Annotated in this window: 17 protein-coding genes; 5 read left to right on the top strand and 12 right to left on the bottom strand. The window is 33.5% G+C overall.

The annotated features are described in order from the left end of the window. Positions 1–71: 71 nt before the first annotated feature. The gene (locus tag AC5ZCW_RS09020; protein ID WP_343541908.1) at positions 72–1319 is read left to right on the top strand and encodes a DEAD/DEAH box helicase; all 1248 of its coding nucleotides are present in this window, start codon (positions 72–74) and stop codon (positions 1317–1319) included. On the opposite strand, the gene AC5ZCW_RS09015 is transcribed toward AC5ZCW_RS09020, so the two are convergent. The 3 genes from AC5ZCW_RS09015 to aroC form a co-directional block, all read right to left on the bottom strand. Beyond that, the gene (locus AC5ZCW_RS09015) at positions 1316–3499 is read right to left on the bottom strand and encodes a response regulator (RefSeq protein ID WP_343541905.1); all 2184 of its coding nucleotides are present in this window, start codon (positions 3497–3499) and stop codon (positions 1316–1318) included. The genes AC5ZCW_RS09020 and AC5ZCW_RS09015 overlap by 4 nt on opposite strands. A gap of 124 nt (positions 3500–3623) precedes the next feature. Continuing rightward, the gene (locus AC5ZCW_RS09010; protein ID WP_343541902.1) at positions 3624–4886 is read right to left on the bottom strand and encodes a dicarboxylate/amino acid:cation symporter; all 1263 of its coding nucleotides are present in this window, start codon (positions 4884–4886) and stop codon (positions 3624–3626) included. Between the two features lie 52 nt (positions 4887–4938). Next, positions 4939–5997, bottom strand: a complete 1059-nt coding sequence (gene aroC / locus AC5ZCW_RS09005) for a chorismate synthase (RefSeq protein ID WP_496119219.1) — start codon at positions 5995–5997, stop codon at positions 4939–4941. Positions 5998–6185: 188 nt separating this feature from the next. On the opposite strand from aroC, the gene AC5ZCW_RS09000 reads away from it, so the two are divergent. Continuing rightward, the gene (locus tag AC5ZCW_RS09000; RefSeq protein ID WP_202003969.1) at positions 6186–7007 is read left to right on the top strand and encodes a UDP-2,3-diacylglucosamine diphosphatase; all 822 of its coding nucleotides are present in this window, start codon (positions 6186–6188) and stop codon (positions 7005–7007) included. 140 nt (positions 7008–7147) lie between these two features. Then, positions 7148–7645 carry a hypothetical protein gene (locus AC5ZCW_RS08995; protein ID WP_281633224.1) on the top strand — a complete coding sequence of 166 codons (498 nt, stop codon included), beginning with the start codon at positions 7148–7150 and terminating at the stop codon, positions 7643–7645. A gap of 82 nt (positions 7646–7727) precedes the next feature. Here the strand turns inward: AC5ZCW_RS08995 and AC5ZCW_RS08990 are convergent, their stop codons facing one another. The 7 genes from AC5ZCW_RS08990 to AC5ZCW_RS08960 form a co-directional block, all read right to left on the bottom strand. Then, positions 7728–8150 carry a protease complex subunit PrcB family protein gene (locus AC5ZCW_RS08990; protein WP_496119217.1) on the bottom strand — a complete coding sequence of 141 codons (423 nt, stop codon included), beginning with the start codon at positions 8148–8150 and terminating at the stop codon, positions 7728–7730. 14 nt (positions 8151–8164) lie between these two features. Next, a complete protein-coding gene (gene bshA, locus AC5ZCW_RS08985) occupies positions 8165–9310 on the bottom strand; it encodes an N-acetyl-alpha-D-glucosaminyl L-malate synthase BshA (protein WP_095930507.1) in 1146 nt (381 codons plus the stop codon). 620 nt (positions 9311–9930) lie between these two features. Then, positions 9931–10413 carry a hypothetical protein gene (locus AC5ZCW_RS08980; protein WP_026730146.1) on the bottom strand — a complete coding sequence of 161 codons (483 nt, stop codon included), beginning with the start codon at positions 10411–10413 and terminating at the stop codon, positions 9931–9933. A gap of 83 nt (positions 10414–10496) precedes the next feature. After that, complete coding sequence (locus AC5ZCW_RS08975) at positions 10497–11288, bottom strand: (Fe-S)-binding protein (protein ID WP_281633226.1); 792 nt, start codon at positions 11286–11288, stop codon at positions 10497–10499. A 136-nt stretch (positions 11289–11424) separates the two neighbouring features. Next, positions 11425–12762 (bottom strand): 4Fe-4S dicluster domain-containing protein, encoded by a 1338-nt coding sequence (locus AC5ZCW_RS08970; RefSeq protein ID WP_496119214.1) that lies wholly within the window; start codon positions 12760–12762, stop codon positions 11425–11427. Positions 12763–12768: 6 nt separating this feature from the next. Then, positions 12769–13734, bottom strand: coding sequence for an MlaD family protein (locus AC5ZCW_RS08965; RefSeq protein WP_496119212.1), 966 nt, complete (start codon positions 13732–13734; stop codon positions 12769–12771). Positions 13735–13784: 50 nt separating this feature from the next. After that, entirely contained in the window at positions 13785–14906 is a 1122-nt protein-coding gene (locus AC5ZCW_RS08960) for an N-acetylmuramoyl-L-alanine amidase family protein (protein ID WP_496119210.1), read from the bottom strand. Positions 14907–14988: 82 nt separating this feature from the next. Here AC5ZCW_RS08960 and AC5ZCW_RS08955 point away from each other — a divergent pair, with 82 nt between their 5' ends. Further along, positions 14989–17691, top strand: a complete 2703-nt coding sequence (locus tag AC5ZCW_RS08955; protein WP_496119208.1) for a putative LPS assembly protein LptD — start codon at positions 14989–14991, stop codon at positions 17689–17691. A gap of 28 nt (positions 17692–17719) precedes the next feature. After that, complete coding sequence (locus AC5ZCW_RS08950) at positions 17720–18100, top strand: RidA family protein (protein ID WP_496119206.1); 381 nt, start codon at positions 17720–17722, stop codon at positions 18098–18100. Here the strand turns inward: AC5ZCW_RS08950 and AC5ZCW_RS08945 are convergent. Together AC5ZCW_RS08945 and AC5ZCW_RS08940 are read right to left on the bottom strand one after the other, a co-directional pair. Beyond that, positions 18081–18455 carry a methylglyoxal synthase gene (locus AC5ZCW_RS08945; protein ID WP_053470300.1) on the bottom strand — a complete coding sequence of 125 codons (375 nt, stop codon included), beginning with the start codon at positions 18453–18455 and terminating at the stop codon, positions 18081–18083. The genes AC5ZCW_RS08950 and AC5ZCW_RS08945 overlap by 20 nt on opposite strands. A 10-nt stretch (positions 18456–18465) precedes the next feature. After that, on the bottom strand, positions 18466–19317 hold the full coding sequence (locus tag AC5ZCW_RS08940; protein WP_095930500.1) for an N-acetylglucosamine kinase: 852 nt from the start codon (positions 19315–19317) through the stop codon (positions 18466–18468). Positions 19318–19437 lie beyond the last annotated feature (120 nt).

Genomic DNA, 19437 nt, shown 5'->3' with positions numbered 1-19437 from the left:
ACGATTGACTGAATAAACCTATCTTTGCACGGCATTTTAGACTTAAAACTAAAATAGTTAATCACCAAGATATGTTATTCGAAGATCTATCACTTTCAAAAAGTATACAAAAAGCCGTATTTGAAGAAGGCTATCTAAATCCGACCCCAATTCAAGAAAAAGCAATTCCGATTGTTTTAGAAGGTCGCGATTTAATTGGCTGTGCGCAAACAGGAACAGGAAAAACGGCAGCATTTGCTATTCCAATCATACACCAATTGCACCGAATTGTTGGCTCGTCAAAAAAAGCCAAAGTTATTCGTGCGCTTGTAGTTACACCTACTCGTGAATTGGCGGTACAAATTGGGCAAAGCTTTGACACTTACGCAAAATATACCAATTTAACACAGCTGACTATTTTTGGAGGAGTTTCTCAGAATCCCCAAGTAGATGCTTTAAAAAACGGAGTCGATGTTTTAATTGCCACTCCGGGACGTTTGCTTGACCTTCACAAACAAGGTTTTCTTGATCTAAACCATCTGCACACTTTAGTGCTTGATGAAGCCGATCAGATGTTGGATATGGGTTTTATAAACGACGTAAAAAAAATCGTAAAGCTTACCCCTAAAAATAGACAAACTTTACTTTTCTCTGCAACAATGCCAATCGCAATTCGCGAACTGGCAGAAATGTTCCTTCAAGATCCAGCGCAAGTAGAAGTTTCTCCCGTTTCATCTACTGCCGAAAATGTAGAGCAGCGTGTTTATTTTGTTGATAAAACAGAAAAAAGAAACTTGCTATATACTTTAATTAAAGAAGAAAATTTATCAAACGTGCTTGTTTTTTCTAGAACAAAACACGGTGCAGACAATGTTGTAAAAGCACTTCGCAAAAAAGATATTCCTGCAGAAGCAATTCACGGAGACAAATCACAAAATGCAAGACAAAGAGTTCTAGACGCTTTTAAAAATAAAGAAGTTGGTGTTCTAGTTGCAACTGATATTGCGGCAAGAGGAATTGACATCGAGCAATTACCTTATGTAATCAATTTTGATTTGCCGAATATTCCAGAAACTTATGTTCACCGCATTGGTCGTACAGGTCGTGCTGGAAACGGCGGAATTGCAATTTCTTTCTGCGGAAAAGACGAACTTCCATATTGGAAAGACATTCAGAAATTAATCAAGGTTGATGTAAAAACAATTGCAGATCATCCGTATCAATGGCATTCTGGAAGTCCGGAAGCTGGAGAAAAGCCTAAAAGCTCAAACAGAAGCGGCGGTGCTCATAAATCTAGAAAATCAACAAACGCTAAGAAAAACAAAAAACGCTGGTATTAAACAGCGTTTTTTTCTTTTATAAGGAAATTGATTATTTTAAATAATTTAACCGGCTCAAAAGGTTTAATAATTATATCATTCATTCCAGATGAAATCGCTTCATCTGTAATTTCATCTTTATCAAAAGCGGTCAAGGCTACAATTGGAGTCTCTATACCTTGAAGACGTATTCGTTTGGTAGTTTCAAATCCGTTCATTAAAGGCATATTAATATCCATTAAAATCAGATCAAACGCTTCTTCTTCTAAAATTTTAAGTGCAGCAAAACCGTCATCTACAACCTTGCAAGAATAATTATTCTTTTCAATAATTTTCTTCGTCACAAGCTGATTGATAAGATTATCCTCGACAACTAAAATTTTATAAATTTCGCTTGAAGTCAGATCAACTTCTATTTCATTAATAATACTTTTAGTTTTCGCTAAATCATGTTCAAAAGCAATTGTAAACGAAAACGCAGTTCCTTTTCCGAGATCACTATCCAATGTAATGGTACTTCCAAAAAGCCCTAACAATCTTTTTACAATACTAAGCCCTAAACCTGTCCCTTGATAATCTTCGTCTCTTCTGCCAACTTGAACAAACTTCTCAAAAATTTTATTCTGATCTGCAATCGCAATCCCAATACCGTTATCTTTAATTAAGAAATCTAAATAATACAGCTTCCCTTCTACTTTATTCAGCTTTACATTAATTTCAACTTGTCCATCTTTAGTAAATTTTAATGCATTACTTACCAAGTTCATTAATATTTGGGCAAGACGCAGTTTATCTCCTATTAAATACTCAGGAATATCTGAGTCTATATTGGTAGAAATTCTATTATTATTTTTTTGGGAAAGAAAAGAAAGCGAGTTTTTAATTACTGTAATTTCATCAGAAATATTAAAAGTCAAGTTTTCGAGAACAATTTTATTTTCTTCAATTTTATTAATCTGCAGAATATCATTCACCAAGGATAACAAATATCTAGCAGAAAATTTAAGAGAACTTAAATGCTGACTTCTTGAAATTTCTTTATGCTCTTCGAGCAACATATTAGTTATTCCGACCACACCATAAAGCGGAGTACGCAATTCGTGGCTTATAGTCGATATAAACTGCGTTTTAAGTAAAGAGGCTTCTTCTGCAATTTCTTTCGCTTTAAGAAGCTCTAAATTGTGTTTTTTCTTGTATCGAATGTTCTTTATTAGCGTAATAATCAAAATTAAAAGAATCAGTGAAATCAAAACAAAGAGAATCACAATAATTTTTGATTTCCTTAAACTTTGAGATTGCTCTACTTTTTCTCCCTCAACTTTATCAATCTGTCTTTTATATTCGTCCAATTCTAGACTTAAACCAGCTTGAGATGCCTTTTTTATTTTCTTAACATCGTATAGATTATTTGAAATATCATAATGTTTAACAAGTGCATCATAAGCTTCTTTATGTCTGTTGGTTTTATTTAAAAAATGTGAATATTCTAAATAAGCACGTGACAGATCTATTTTTTCCTGACATTTTTTACCTGATTCAATAGCACTCAAAAAATAAGCATTGGCTTCCTTATTATCATTTTTATAGCTGGCGTAAATACCATTCAACATAGCAACAATAACCTCTGTCGATTCGTCATTGTACTTTATTTTAGTACTATTTACATACTTTAAAAATAGATATCCCTGATTGTAATTTCCAATATCAAAATAAGCCCATGCAATATTTACGTTTGTAAAATAAACCTCTTTTAAATCATTTATTTTCAAAGCGTAAGCTACTGCTTTTTTATAACTCCGAATTCCCTCATCAAATTGTTCTTTTCCAAAACAATACATGTTCCCTAAATTATTATAAAGGTTACATTTTAAAGAATCGTTAGTAGTTTTATTAGCATAATACAAACCTTTTTTATAGAAAAAAATGGCTTTATCATACTCTTCCAATTCGTTATAATTGGCAGCTATAATATTATACGAGCGAGCCGTAAGGCAATAATCTTTTATTGCTGTTGCAGCATTAAGGGCAACTCTGGAATAAATGAGTGATTTTTCGAAATTGGATTCTCTAAAATTTAAAAGCGCTTTCTTTACATTGTTCTCAATTTTAGGATCGAGGTTACAATTAGATTGCGCGATTGCTGAATTGGCAAGGCAATTCAGAACCAATAGAAAAAGTAAAAAAATCCGTTTGTGGGGCATTAATCGGCTAATTTGATCAAATATACACTTTAAAATAAAAAAAAGCTGCATTTCATAAAAAAATACAGCTTTTCAAATATTATTTCAATAACTAAGATAAAAAATTAAAATCTCAGTACTATTTTTATTCTTTACTTTCCTCCCATTGTCCTACAACAGAAGTCGCTAATGCATTTCCTAATACATTAGTAGCACTTCTAAACATATCGCAGAAGTGGTCAATTGGAAGAATTAACGCAATACCCTCAATCGGAATATCAAACATACCACAGGTTGCAGCCACTACAACCAAACTTGCTCTTGGCACGCCTGCAATACCTTTACTAGTAAGCATTAAAACTAAAAGCATTGCCATTTGCGTTCCTAAATCTAAATGTACATTGTAGAATTGAGCAATAAAAATACTCGCAAAAGTCATATACATCATACTTCCGTCAAGGTTAAATGAATATCCAAGTGGCAACATGAAAGAAACGATTTTATCTTTTACTCCAAAAGCTTCTAATTCTTCTGTCAATTTAGGAAATACGGCCTCGCTACTTGTTGTTCCAAAAGCAATAGCCAAAGGTCCAGTAATACGTCTTAACAATTCAGTCATTCTTCCTTTAAGGAAAATATATCCAATGGCAATTAAAATAACCCATAAAGTACTGATACCAATTAAAAACGAACCGAAAAATTTAAAGTAAGTAATTACCAATTCTTCTGCATCTCTTATCGCAAACACACCTGCAATTGCTCCAAAAACTCCAATTGGCGCAAATTTCATTACATAGTTTACCATTTTTAAAACGATGTGCGACAATTTATCGAAAGCACTAATTATTGGCTTTACAGTAGGCCCTAAAGAAGCCGCTGCCAATCCGAAGAAAATCGAGAAAACCACAATTTGCAGAATCTCATTCGTTGCCATTGCTTCAACGATACTTTTTGGTACGATATGTTCAACAAAATTATCAAAAGACAAGTTTTGTGTTTTACCAGTAACTTCAGAAGCTGCTGCCATATCAACGTGATCCAGTTTTAGACCAACACCTGGCTGTAAAACATTTACGTAAAACAATCCTATTAGAAGAGAAATAAATGAAGCTGTAAAAAACCACCCAATAGCTTTCCCTCCAATTCTTCCAACAGTTTTAATATCACCTAATTTCGCGATTCCAACCACTAAAGTTGTAAAAACCAATGGGGAAATAATCATTTGCACCAAACGAATAAAGATGGTGGCCAGCATTTTTATTTTACTGCTAAATGCCTGCGCCGCTTCGGGTGAAATGGTATTATGCAATATAATTCCTAAGATGGCTCCAAGAACCATTGCAATTATAATCTGCCCTGTTAATCCCGAAAAAAATGATTGTTTTTTAGTTTCTGTAACTTCTTGCATTAAATTATTTTTTAATTATTAAAATATAAGACCCTCACTGTCTTACCTTTTATTAATATGTTTTGTTGATTAAATAAAAATCTGCCAAAACAATTGCGGCCATCGCTTCTACGATTGGCACTGCGCGAGGCACTACACACGGATCATGACGTCCTTTTCCTGTCATTGGTGTAATATTTCCTTTATTATCTAAAGAATCTTGAGTCTGCATGATAGTTGCAACAGGTTTAAAAGCAACTCTGAAATAAATATCCATTCCGTTGCTAATACCACCTTGAATTCCGCCAGAAAGATTTGTTTTTGTAGTTCCGTCAGGATTGTATAAATCGTTATGTTCACTTCCTTTCATTTCAGAACCAGAGAAACCGCTTCCGTATTCAAAACCTTTTACTGCATTAATAGAAAGCATTGCTTTTCCTAATTCTGCATGAAGTTTATCAAACACCGGCTCTCCTAAGCCAACTGGAACATTCTGAATTACACAAGTTACAACACCGCCAACAGTATCTCCCTGTTTACGGATGTCACGAATATATTCTTCCATGATCACTGCAGATTTCTCATCTGGACAACGAACTGGATTGCTTTCAATTTTAGAAAAATCTAATTCCTGATAAGGTGTTTCTAAATGAATTGGACCAACTGAAGAAACATAAGCATTGATCTTAATTTCAGGCAGCATTTGCTTTGCAATTGCACCCGCTACTACTCTACTTGCTGTTTCTCTTGCAGAACTTCTTCCGCCACCGCGATAATCACGAAAACCGTATTTCTGATCGTAAACATAATCGGCGTGACTTGGTCTGTAGTTATCTTTTATATGAGAGTAATCGTCTGATTTTTGATTTGTATTTGGAATAATGAAACCAATTGGAGTTCCGGTAGTTTTACCTTCAAATATTCCCGATAAAAACTGAACGCTGTCTGGTTCTTTTCTTTGTGTAACAATTGCCGATTGACCAGGCTTTCTACGAGCCATATCTACTTCAATTGCTTCAAAATCTAATTGTATTCCTGGAGGGCATCCGTCAATAATTCCGCCTAAAGCTTCACCGTGAGATTCTCCAAATGTAGTTACTTTATATAGTGTGCCGAAGCTGTTTCCTGCCATTGTGTTTTGTTTTGAGCAAATGTAAGTTTTATGAATTAAATTAAAAAATTTAAAACTGGTATTATTAACGAAACATTAAATGGGATAAAAATCACAATTTGGTAAAATTATCCTCTTTTTAATAACCTTTTAATAAACTCAAATTTCACAAACTTTCTTTCATTTGTAAAACTTCAAATCAAGAAAAATTGAAAAAAAGAAATGTCGAATTGGTCGTTCTTTCTGATGTTCATTTAGGAACTTACGGAAGCCACGCAAAAGAACTAAACAACTATCTTTCAAGCATTAAACCCAAAACTTTAGTTTTAAACGGTGATATAATTGATGCTTGGCAGTTTCGTAAATCTTATTTTCCAAAAGCACATTTACGAGTTATTCAACGTATTATCGGAATGGCTTCTAAAGGAACAAAGGTGTATTATATCACTGGAAATCATGACGAAATACTTCGAAAATTCAGTGATATGAATATGGGAAATTTTGCTCTTGTTGATAAATTGGTTTTAGAATTGGACGATAAAAAAGCTTGGATTTTTCACGGAGACGTTTTTGATGCCTCTGTTCAGCACTCAAAATGGATTGCAAAACTAGGTGGATTAGGTTACGATTATCTAATTCTAACCAATAGATTTGCTAACTGGTGTTTGGCTAAACTAGGACGTGAACCCTATTCTTTTTCTAAAAAAATAAAAGCAAGCGTTAAAAAAGCAGTAAAATTTATTTCCGATTTTGAAACTACTGCAACCGATCTAGCCATAGAAAAAAATTACGATTATGTTATTTGTGGGCACATTCATGAGCCTAAAATCGTCACAAAAGAAAACAAACATGGTTCCACTCTATACCTGAATTCTGGTGACTGGGTAGAAAATTTAACCGCTTTAGAATATCATAAAAAACGCTGGAAACTGTTTTCTTATAAAGCCAGCAATTTTGCCGAAGAAGAAAATCTATTAGAAATGGAAGATCTTCTCACTTCTCAGCTAATTTCTTCGATAATACTAAAATAGGACGCTCAGAAACAGTTTTTTTAAGAATTTTAACGCTTCAAATTTCCAAAAATGTAAATTATATAACAATTTTCAAAAATATTATACGTTCTCTATCTGACTGTAATAATACATTTGAAAAAAATTAATTTACCACTTTTATGAAAAAGATACTTTTATCTGCCATTATGCTTCTTGGTTTAGCATTTACGGCTCAATCGCAAGAAATTTCGAAGCACGCTTTAGGATTACGTTTAGGGGACAACAACGGATTTGGAGGAGAAATATCATACCAATTAGGATTAAATCAAAAAAACAGACTTGAATTTGATTTAGGATGGAGAAACAGCAGTGATGTAGACGCAATAAAAGGAGTTGCTCTTTACCAATGGGTTTGGAATATCGACGGAGGTTTTAACTGGTATGCTGGTGTCGGAGGTGGACTAGCTGCTTGGGATCACGATTACTACAATAACAACTACAAATATAACGATAGCGGAACTTATGTTTTTGCAGCTGGAGATATCGGTATAGAATATAGATTTAAAGAAGTGCCACTTACTTTATCATTGGACGCAAGACCAGAAATTGGTTCAGGTTATTATGACGATGATAATTTCGGATTTGATGTTGGTTTAGGTGTCAAATTCAGATTCTAAATAAAAATAAAAAATAATTGTAAGAAGAAGCCTGTCGTTTAAGCGACAGGCTTTTTTTTATTACTTCAAAACACTTTAGCTCTTAATTAATGATAATCGGTTTTTTAGAATGGATTTTCACAACGGTATAAGGATATGAAATAACATACATAGTCATCGCGTCTTTTGCAGGGCTATTTTCTTTTACTGTTATAATGATATTTTTATCTGTTTCTTCGACTTTTTCTACATCAATAGTATAACCACTTGTATTTTTTTCGCCCATATTCAAAATTACATAATTATAATCGTGAACATCTGGATTTTTCATCTTATTAGCCAAAAGTGGATCATTTTCAAGCATTTTAATTTCGTTAGGCTCAGTTAAAATCTCGAAAAATTTAATATTTCCTCCACCGTCCGATTGCGTTGTTAAAACTTCGTACAATGCATTTGAATTTTCAACTTTCTTCACTCCGCACGAAACCAAAACAAAAATCGCTAAAACAGAAATTACTTTTTTCATTTTATCTTTTTTAATTAGTGCTTCTCCAATTTGTAATCGTCAACCGCTTTCTGGTATAAAGCTTCATATTTAGGCAATATGTTTTTAATATCAAATTTCCTTGCCACTTCCAGAGCATTTGCTTTAAATTGACTTAAAACTGCATCATCTTTTAGAATCTTTAATGCATTTTGTGCCATTTCCTCAACATTTCCAACATTGCTTAAGTATCCAGAAAAGCCATCAAAATTAACTTCAGGCAATCCACCAGAATTACTTGAAATTACCGGAACACCACATGCCATTGCTTCCAATGCTGCCAAACCAAAACTTTCTGTTTCTGAGGGCAACAAAAACAAATCGGTCATACATAAGATTTTGTCGATCTCGTGGCTATTTCCAAAGAAAATGACTTTATCTAAAATTCCTAATTCCTGACATAAAATTTCTGCTTTTTCTTTTTCAGGTCCGTCTCCTACCATCATCAGTTTAGCTGGAATTTCTTTCTGAACATTATAGAAAATCTTAATGATATCTGGAATTCGTTTTACTTTTCTAAAGTTACTAATATGCGTAATAATACGTTCGTTTTCATTAGCCATTACATAACGGTGACAAGGCGCGTTTGGATCTTTTTTGACTTTGTCCAATTCAATAAAATTCGGAATCACCTTAATTTTATTTTTGATTTTGAACAATTTCAAAGTATCATCTTTCAAACTCTGAGAAACTGACGTCACATAATCTGATTTATTAATGCTAAAAGTCACCGCAGGTTTATAAAACGGATGATTTCCAACAAGCGTAATATCAGTTCCGTGAAGCGTTGTAATCATCGGAAGATTAATTCCTTCGTTTTTAAGCATTTGTTTTGCCATATAACCTGCATAAGCATGCGGAATGGCGTAATGAACGTGCAGAAGCTCTATTTTATACAATTTAACCATATCGACTAATTTGCTCGATAGCGCTAATTCGTACGGCTGATAGTGAAACAAAGGGTACTCCGGAACATTTACTTCGTGATAATGAACATTCGGATTCAAAAGTGCCAATCTCACTGGCTGGCTATATGTAATAAAATGTATTTCGTGTCCTCTTCTGGCTAATTCGAGACCTAACTCTGTGGCTACTACACCACTACCTCCAAAAGTAGGATAACAAACGATTGCTATTTTCATGGATAAAATTTAATTCTACGAAAATACTCAAAAATAGCGTTTAATTAACCGTTTAAATTGTTAGATTTTTGACAAAATTAGATTAACTCTGGTTGATAAATATTTTTTAGAAGCAGAACAATATCGGTTAAAACAGCTTGCAGTCCCGCTGTCCGCTAAATTCCCGATTAACAAAAACTACGGCTGAAAAAGCCTTGTTTTTCTAAATCGGGAGATACCGCTCCCATCGGAGCTAGATTAGACGTTTTTGTTTTTCAGAAAAACCTATCTTACCTACTTTGCCAAGGTTTAAAACCAAGGTTGTAAGAAACATTAGTATTACACAAAATAACCACAATCATTGTCATTTCGACGAAGGAGAAATCTCCTCAAGTAGCTCCGCAACGAAGAACAAATCTTTGTCGAGCTTCTAACGGAGATTTCTCCTTCGTCGAAATTGACAAAAATGCGCAAATCGACTTTATAATTCATCCCTTTCAAAAGTTTTTTAAGCAACGAAACCTGACACGTTTTAAAAACCTGTTAGGCTTCAAACTTGGAATCTGAAACTTAAAACTTGAAACCATAAAAAAAGGCATAAAATCTACATTTTATGCCTTTTAAATATATCTTAAATACTATTAGAAAAATCTGCTGTGCCAGCTATCGGCAGCAGGAACTTCCCAAGATTCGTTGAATTCTTCGATATTGTTTACCAAATTATTGAAAACAATTGTATTCTCAGAAACTGACTTATCTTTTACCATTTTCTTGAAATCAATTAATGGTTTATGAGCAATATGTTCGCCTAGTTTAAAAGTAACATTCATTTTATCTAACAAATCAACATTATACTTTTTCTCTAAACTTTGAATAAATTCAACAGAACTATCAATAGAACATCCAGTTGCCGCTTGTACTTCTTGATTTACTGCCAATATTATAAATCGGTTGTATTTCAATAAAAATGAAGCTTCCAGACTTGTGCCATGTGCAGCCCATTGTTCTACGAAAGCTTTTAAGTCCGTTTCTATTTCAGAAAACTCTTCCTCAGAAAATTTTCTGTTCGACTGGTAAATCCAGACTCTAGATTCACCTGGTAAATTTTCAAAAGGTATATACATTTTTTCTCTTTTTGTTTGTTTTTGTTTCAGGCCTCAGGTTTCAAAACTTAGTAGCTTAGCATCTTAGAACCTTAGCACCTCTTTTACAAATCCTGTGCATTCGCTATTAACTCAGCGATATCCAGAACTTTAACCTGTCCTTCTTTTTCTTGATGTTTAATTCCGTCCGTCAACATCGTATTGCAGAATGGGCATCCCGCTGCAATGATATCTGGTTTTACTTCTAATGCATCTTCTGTACGCAGAACATTTACTTCTTTGTTTCCAGGTTCTGCATCTTTAAACATTTGTGCTCCTCCAGCTCCACAGCATAAACCGTTTGCTTTAGAACGTTTCATTTCGACTAATTCAACGTCTAATTTCTGAATTAAATCTCTAGGCGCTTCGTACACTTTATTTGCTCTTCCTAAATAACAAGGGTCATGAAAAGTGATTTTCTTTCCTTTAAATTGTCCGCCTTCAACAGTCAATCTTCCATCATCAATTAATGATTTCAAAAATTCTGTATGATGAATAACTTCGTAGTGACCTCCTAACTCAGGATATTCATTTTTTAAAGTATTAAAACAGTGCGGACAAGCAGTAACGATCTTTTTAGCTTCATAAGCATTCAAAACCTCGATATTCATCATGGCCTGCATTTGAAACAAAAATTCATTTCCAGCTCTTTTTGCAGGATCTCCAGTACAACTCTCTTCTGTACCTAAAACTGCAAAAGAAACATTAGTACGATTTAAAATTCGCACAAACGCTTTAGTAATTTTTTTTGCTCTATCATCAAAACTTCCTGCGCAACCTACCCAAAACAAAACCTCTGGCTGTTTTCCTTCGGCAAGCATTTCTGCCATTGTTGGTACTACTAAATTTTCTGACATTTCTCTCACTTTTGTTTAATCGGTTAGTCGTGAAATTGTTTGATCGCTAAAAGCAAAATGACAATCCTATAAAAACCGAAATATTATTTTAAAATCGATTAAACGGTTAAACAACTAACCGATTAATCAATAAATCTTAATTCTCGTTTTTCCAATTTAAACGGTCTTGCTGGCTATACTGCCATGGAGCACCGTTATTTTCAATATTAGTCATCATCGCGTTTAATGACATTGGAGCGGCACTTTGTTCCATAACCAAATAACGACGCATATCCATAATAATAGATAATGGACTAATATTTACAGGACATTCTTCAACACAAGCATTACAAGACGTACAAGCCCATAACTCTTCTGGCGTGATATAATCGTTTAATAATGTTTTGTTATCTGGAACAAAAACACCTTTATTGGCATCGATATTTTTACCAACTTCTGTCAAACGATCTCTTGTATCCATCATAATTTTACGTGGAGACAATTTTTTACCAGTTTGATTTGCTGGACAAGAAGAAGTACAACGTCCACATTCTGTACACGTATACGCATTTAATAACTGAACCCAGTTTAAATCCTGAACATCACTTGCACCAAATTTAGCCGGATGCGCATTTTCATCAGCTGGAGCTGCTGCAAAAGGATCAGCGTTTGGATCCATCATTAATTTTACCTCTTTTGTAACCGAAGCTAAATTATCAAATTGTCCTTCTGGGTTTAAATTCGCAAAATATGTATTTGGAAATGCTAAAAGAATATGTAAATGTTTTGAGAAGTATAAATAGTTCATAAAAACTAAAATACCCGCAATATGCAACCACCAGAAAACTTCAAATAACAATCCAACTGTTTCATTAGATGTACCATTAAAAATTGGCGCAATAAACTGACTTATTGGGTAACTTCCTGCTTTATGGAAATGAGAATATCCTCCTGGAACATTTTGCAAATGAAAATCGGAAGCATTCATCAATAAAAACAAAATCATCAAAACAGTTTCAAAATACAAGATGTAATTGGCATCACTTTTTGGAAAACCAGTTAAATCAGAATGTATAAAACGCTTTAATCGAATAAAGTTTCGTCTTAGCCAAAATACCGTAACAGCAAAAATTACAAGTATAGCTAATATTTCAAATGAAGCAATTAGAACATCATAAACTACACCTAAATAAGGCGCAAATATTCTATGAGTACCAAATAAACCATCAACGATGATTTCAAGTAATTCGATATTAATAATTACGAAACCTACATATACAATGATATGAAGGATTCCTGCAACAGGGCGTCTCACCATTTTTGATTGCCCTAGAGCAATCAATGCCATGTTTTTCCAACGAGCTTTAGGATTATCTTTTCGATCTACATCGACTCCCAAATTAATATTTCGGATGATTTTTTTTACGCTCGCTGCAAAAAAACCGAAACCTACTATAAGAAGTACTGCGAATAAAATATTATCTAAATAACTCATTTATACTTATTTTTTATCAGTTGAGTTTGTTTCTTCTGTTGGTGCTACGTATGGCTTATTTTTCTTTCCAAAAAGAGAAACATTTACATAACGAGTTGGGTAAAGGCGAACATCTTGCAATAACAATTCAAGCTCTTTTGAAGTTTTTGCCAAGTTATTATACAATGCATCATCGTTCAACAACTTACCTGCTGTTCCTTTTCCAGAATTCAAATTAGCCATTAAAGCATCTACTTTAGCTAAAGTCTGGTTCAAGTTACGAACTGTTTTGCCTAAATCTGCTTTATTTAACGAATCTGAAATTTTATTGAAATTACTAGACATTTTATTGAAGTTTGAAACCGCTCCATTAATCTGTCCTTTATTAGTATCCAAAATATTATTAATACTGCCTGAAGCTTTATGAAACTGCGACATTGTTTGGCTTAATTCCGCAATAGTCTTCTTTAGGTTTTCTTGAGTGTTTTTGTCTAAAGTATTATTTAATCCACTAACTAAAACATCAATATTCAAAAGCATTTTCTCAAGCTTTTGCTGAATTGGCTCAATTTTTCCTCCTAAAGATTCTGTTAATCCTAATTCAACTGTTGAAGTCAATTTCTGCCCGTCTTCAGCTAATTCTTTATCGGCAAAATTTGGAATAATTTTAATTTGTTTCCCACCAATTAAACTTGGAGAATAAATAGAAGCTGTACTGCTTTTAGTAATCGGAAAATCTGTTTTAAGCTGAAGCTCCACTAATAGTTTTCCTGTAATTTCATCAATTGTAATTTTATTTACTTTACCAATCGCAAGTCCGTTAATTGTTACTGGTGCAGATGGTGATAAATCTTCAACATTATCATATTCAGCATATAATATTGTATAATTAGTAAAAAGGTCTCTTCCCTTTAAAAAACTATATCCCCAAATAAATAGTAGAATGGATCCGATGACTAATATAGCCGTTTTAATTTCTCTTGTTAGTTTCAAAATTCTAAGTGTTTGTACAAAATTAATATAAATATTCGAACTTGCGATTATTATTTAATCGCGTCCTGAATACTGATTTTCTCACCATCTTTAGTTGCTACTAAAAATGCTGCGCCATATCCTTTACTTTTAGCTTCTTGCAGATATTTCTGTGCTGTTTCGTAACTTGTAGTTTCTTCGTAGAAATATTTATAAATATTGTTTTCGTATACCATTGTTACATTTTTAAGTCCTTTAAAGTTTTTAGGTTCTAAAGGTGTTTTTTTGATACTTGCAATAAGCTGTACTTTAAAAAATGTTCCTTTTGGAGCATTCTTCGCAACAGCAACTGGAGTTGTTGCTTTAGATTTTGAAGGAGTAGTATCTCTTATGGGCCGACTATCCTCTGATTCAGTTCCTGAACCAAAGTATTCTCTTTTATAACTTAAAATAGCTTCTGCAATTGCTTTTGCAATATCATCCTGACCTTCTTCTGAATTCAAGATATTTCCTTCTGTTGGATTCGAAACAAAGCCTGTTTCAACCAAAACTCTAGGCATGTATGCTTTATGAAGTACCATAAAAGGCGCTTGCTTTACACCACCATGACGAAGTTTTTTCCCTAGTTTCTCAAAGTTTTCTTCGATTTTAGTTGCTAAGGTAATACTGTTATCTAAATATTCTTCTTGCATCAAAGTCATACCAATCATTGATTCCGGCGAATTTGGATCGTAACCTTCGTACTTACGTTTGTAGTCTTTCTCTAATGTAATTACTGAGTTCTCTTTTTTGGCAGCTTCAAGGTTTGATGCTACCTTACTTAGTCCCATTACATAAGTTTCGGTTCCGTCGGCTGCAGTATTTTTATTGGCGTTACAGTGAATCGAGACGAAAATATTCGAATTTGCTCTGTTTGCAATATTTGCTCTTTCGACCAAATCAACAAAAACATCTGTTTTACGAGTGTAAATTACATTAACATTTGGATTAAGCTCTAAAATCTTTCCTACTTTCAAAACAATAGCTAAAGCAATATTTTTTTCAATCCGTCCACTGTAAACAGCTCCAAAGTCATGATCTCCATGTCCAGCATCAAGTGTCACTTTAAACACATTTGACTGACTATGAGCATAAAAAGACGATATCATTAGAAATAAAGCAAATATTACTTTAAATTTGTTAATTCCATTCATAAATCTAAAAGTTAATTTTAATAAAACGCAGCTGTTATAATTTTTAGAATTGATTATTTTTGCCAAAAAATTATATGTAAGTTTGACGTGTCAAAAAACAAGCCATAATTTTACAAAAATAGCATTTAAACCTTTGCATACAAACTTATTTAATATCGTTTTAATATCATTTTTCCTAACTATAGGTTGTGGTAATTTATATTCGCAAGAAATAAAAAACAAAAAAAAGCCTTTACCTGCTGTAAAACAAACAGATAAAGAAACTGTTGCGATTACAGACACCATAAAACTAGATACTGTTAAACCGAAAAAGACTTTTTTGGACGGAAAAGTTAGATATAAAGCAAAAGATTATGCTAAAATTGACCAGAAAAAAAAGCTGATTACTTTATATAATGAGGCTGAATTATACTACAAAGATGTCGAATTAAAATCGGGTATCATTGTACTTAATTATGAAAAAGACGAAGTGTATGCAGGAAGAATTAAAGATTCTGCTGGCGTTTTAACTCAATACCCAAACTTCAAACAAGGATCGAGCGAGGTACAGCCAGACTCTATCCGATTTAATTTTAAAACAAAAAAAGCCTTAATCTACAATTCCAGAACAGAACAAGGTGAATTTAAAATTAAAGCCGCAGTTACTAAAAAAGAAAACGATTCTGTTTACTTTTTAAAAGGAGCACGTTTTACCACTTCAACAGATGTAGATCATCCTGAATACTATTTCCAAACCAGTAAAGTTAAATTTATACCAGGAAAAAAAGTAATTACTGGTTTAACAAACATGGTAATTGCTGATGTCCCTACTCCTCTAGCGCTGCCTTTTGCCTATTTCCCAATGAGTCAGGAAAAGAGCGTATCGGGTATTATTATCCCGAGTTATAACGATTCTAATACTCGAGGTTTTTCATTGCAGAATGGAGGATATTACTTTGCATTAAGTGATAATTACGATTTAACCGTATTAGGAGATTATTATACCAACGGAAGTTACGCCATGCGATTTGAATCGGCATACGCAAAACGATACAAGTATAGAGGAAATGTGAATATTCGTTTTGAGAACTTAATCAATAGCGAACGTGGTTATCCTGATTATTCAAAACAAAGCATTTACAATATTCAGTGGTCACATTCTAAAGACACAAAATCAAACCCCAACTCTACTTTCTCTGCTTCTGTCAACATGGGTAGCAGTAAGTACTTCAAACAATCTATTAACCAAGCCAATATAGGATCAAACTTAAACAACACTTTAAGTTCATCCATTTCATACAATAAAACATTTAATACCATTCCTGGTTCACGTATTTCGTTATCAGCCACTCATAGCCAGAATACGCAGACAGAAGACATTATTATGACACTTCCGTCTTTACAAGGAAGTATTGACCGTGTATATCCTTTTGTTGGAAAAAATGGCGTAAAGAAAGGATTAATCAAAAACATCAACTTACAATATAATGTAAGCGGTAAAAACTATTTCAAAACGAAAGATTCGCTGTTTTTTAAGCCTCAAATGTTTGACGATGCACAGCTAGGATTGCAGCAGACTATTCCATTGAGCACTAACTTTAAGATTTTCAAATACTTTAGCGCTGGCGCTTCTACCACTTATCAAGAAACATGGGTAAATAAAACCATTCAAAAAGTTTACGATCCTACTTCTGCACAAACCATTAATAAAACCGTAAATGGTTTTGATGCTTTTAGAACTTATAATTTCAGCACCAATTTAGGTACCACTATTTACGGAACTTTCAATTTTGGAGCCGATAAAAAAATCCAATCTATTCGACACGTCATGCGTCCGAGTATAACATATGCTTATACGCCAAGTTTTGAAAAATACTACGACACTTATGCTGTTGATGCTTCTGGAAGAATTACTTCTGAGTATACAAGATTCGAAAACGGATTATATGGAGCTCCAGGAAAAGACAACTCTAACATTGTTGGTTTTGCTTTAAGCAACACTTTTGAAGCCAAGGTAAGGGATCGTGACAGCACAAAAACAGAACCTAAAAAAATAATGCTGTTAAACAACTTAAACTTCAGCACAAGCTATAATTTCAATGCTGACGGAAAATCTACATTTGGATGGCAGCCTGTATTAGTTAGCGGTGGAACGCAGTTTTTTGACAACAAAATGAATATGAATTTTGGTGCAACATTAGATCCATATGCGATTGACAACGGAGGTAACAAAATTGACAAATTCAACATTGACAATGGCGGAAGTTTGTTTAGAATGACAAGTGCAAACGTAACTTTAAACTATTCATTCTCGAATAAAGGAACTGGAAAAGAAAAAGAAAAAAATACGCAAAGCCAACGGAATGGTGGACGAAGCGATGATTTATTTGGTACAAATACAGACTTAAATGACAGCCGTAATAGCCAGTTTGCCAATGAGCCTGAAAAAGATGATGTCATTACAGAATTCTTTAATTCTAAAGTCCCTTGGGATATGACACTTGCGTATTCGTTAACATACTCAAACGTAAAGAGGGAAAGCACTATTTCTGGAAACTCAATCATGGTTTCTATTAATACCGATCTTACGCCTAAATGGAAAGCGGGAGTTTCAACAGGTTACGATTTTGTTCAAAAAGGAGTTACCTTTACACAATTCCGTTTTGAAAGAGACTTGTTAAGCTGGAGAATGGCTTTTAACTGGCAGCCTTTAGGAACAAATTCTAACTGGAACTTCTTTATTGGAATTAAATCTGGTATGCTTAGCGATATCAAATGGAACAAGCGTAGCGTTTCAAACAGATAAACTACTTTCGAATCAAAATAATTTCATTATGAAAAAAATCATTTTCACCGAAAAAGCTCCGGCGCCAATCGGACCTTATAATCAAGCTGTATTATCTGGAAACACACTTTATGCTTCCGGACAGATTGCAATCATTCCTGAGTCAGGAGAATTGGTTACAGACAATATTAATGATGAAACCAATCAAGTTATGAAAAACATTGCCGCTATTCTTGAAGCTGCAAACATGACTTTTGAGAACGTTGTAAAGTCAACCATTTTTATCATGGACATGAACAACTTTGGAGCAATAAACACTGTTTACGGTTCTTATTTTAACGAAAAAACCGCTCCAGCTCGTGAAACGGTTCAAGTGGCTTGTTTGCCAAAAAATGTTAACGTTGAGATTTCTATAATTGCAGTGCAATAGCATCTAATAATAATTGTGCCGTTGCTTCATTGGTTGCTAGCGGCACATTATGCACATCGCAAACACGAATTAGCATATTAATATCAGCTTCGTGCGGATGGCTTGATAATGGGTCTTTAAAAAAGAACACCATTTGCGTAATTCCTTCCGCAACTCTTCCTGCAATTTGCGCATCACCTCCAAGAGGACCAGATAGCATTCTTTGGGTTTTAAACCCCGCAGCTTCCGCTTTTCCTCCCGTAGTTCCTGTACCAATTAATCTTATTTTTTCATTGTGCAAAACAGCTTCATTTTTGATTAAGAAATCAATTAAATCCGCTTTTTTTCCATCATGAGCAATAATGGCAATTTCCATAAAACCAGAACTATTGATTAGCGACATGGTAAGCAATTAGTCCATCAATAGGTCTTCTTAAAACATTACCTAATTGAAGTTCATATTTATTAAATGTCTCTTGTAATTCATCTTTCAAATAGAATGCAATAGAACCAACAAAATGTACTGGAACTTCTTTGCAGTTATCAAATTGTTTGATGTAATTCTTAACGAAAGACTTCATTCCTTTGAAGATAATTTTTCTGCAGAACTCTGTATCTTTATGCTTGATCAAGAATTTAGCATAAGTAGCTAAATAAGCATTCGGATTTGGTTCTTTGTATAATTTATTTTTAATAAAATCTGGATCAACGTCGTACTCTTTTTCAAGCTCAACAGCCAATTCTTTAGGCATTTTATTAAAATAGTATTTTCTAATTAATTCTTTTCCAAAAACGTTACCGCTACAATCATCCATCACGATATAACCTAACGATTGAACTTTTTGATGCAATACTTTTCCATCAAAATAACTGCAGTTAGAACCTGTTCCTAAGATAGAAACAATCGCTTCTTCTCCTTTTGGAGTTGTCGCATAAACAGCAGCGTAAGTATCTTCCTGAACGTCTACAATTGCGTTAGAAAAATATTCTTGAAAAATTCTTTTCAGCCACTCTTTCATTCTGTCTGTACCACAGCCGGCACCATAAAAGAATAAATGTGTAGCATTTTTTTTATTTTGTAAGATATCAAAACGGTCATTTAATCTTTCGATAATTTCTGGCTCGTCTAGAATTTCAGGATTTAATCCTAAAGTTTGTGTTGTGAATAATACTTTTCCATTATCATCTATCGCAATCCAATCGGCTTTAGTAGATCCACTGTCAACTATTAATTTCATTTGTTTCGTTTTTGGAATTAGGTTTTTCTATTTTTTAATTTAAAAGTGTGATATTTACATTAATCATAGAAGTAACAAAATAAGAAAATCCCGTTATTGTAAAGTAACGGGATTTTGCAA

Source organism: Flavobacterium sp. PLA-DH12 (assembly GCF_059511845.1).
Note: the sequence above shows the minus strand (reverse complement) of the source record. Positions and strands in the feature narration are given on the sequence as shown.

Bases quoted from the DNA above. Each gene is read 5' to 3' on its own strand.
- AC5ZCW_RS09020 (WP_343541908.1), top strand. From the start codon at position 72: ATGTTATTCGAAGATCTATCACTTTCAAAAAGTATACAAAAAGCCGTA.
- AC5ZCW_RS09015 (WP_343541905.1), bottom strand. From the start codon at position 3,499: ATGCCCCACAAACGGATTTTTTTACTTTTTCTATTGGTTCTGAATTGC.
- AC5ZCW_RS09010 (WP_343541902.1), bottom strand. From the start codon at position 4,886: ATGCAAGAAGTTACAGAAACTAAAAAACAATCATTTTTTTCGGGATTA.
- aroC (WP_496119219.1), bottom strand. From the start codon at position 5,997: ATGGCAGGAAACAGCTTCGGCACACTATATAAAGTAACTACATTTGGA.
- AC5ZCW_RS08995 (WP_281633224.1), top strand. From the start codon at position 7,148: ATGAAAAAGATACTTTTATCTGCCATTATGCTTCTTGGTTTAGCATTT.
- AC5ZCW_RS08990 (WP_496119217.1), bottom strand. From the start codon at position 8,150: ATGAAAAAAGTAATTTCTGTTTTAGCGATTTTTGTTTTGGTTTCGTGC.
- bshA (WP_095930507.1), bottom strand. From the start codon at position 9,310: ATGAAAATAGCAATCGTTTGTTATCCTACTTTTGGAGGTAGTGGTGTA.
- AC5ZCW_RS08980 (WP_026730146.1), bottom strand. From the start codon at position 10,413: ATGTATATACCTTTTGAAAATTTACCAGGTGAATCTAGAGTCTGGATT.
- AC5ZCW_RS08975 (WP_281633226.1), bottom strand. From the start codon at position 11,288: ATGTCAGAAAATTTAGTAGTACCAACAATGGCAGAAATGCTTGCCGAA.
- AC5ZCW_RS08970 (WP_496119214.1), bottom strand. From the start codon at position 12,762: ATGAGTTATTTAGATAATATTTTATTCGCAGTACTTCTTATAGTAGGT.
- AC5ZCW_RS08960 (WP_496119210.1), bottom strand. From the start codon at position 14,906: ATGAATGGAATTAACAAATTTAAAGTAATATTTGCTTTATTTCTAATG.
- AC5ZCW_RS08950 (WP_496119206.1), top strand. From the start codon at position 17,720: ATGAAAAAAATCATTTTCACCGAAAAAGCTCCGGCGCCAATCGGACCT.
- AC5ZCW_RS08945 (WP_053470300.1), bottom strand. From the start codon at position 18,455: ATGGAAATTGCCATTATTGCTCATGATGGAAAAAAAGCGGATTTAATT.
- AC5ZCW_RS08940 (WP_095930500.1), bottom strand. From the start codon at position 19,317: ATGAAATTAATAGTTGACAGTGGATCTACTAAAGCCGATTGGATTGCG.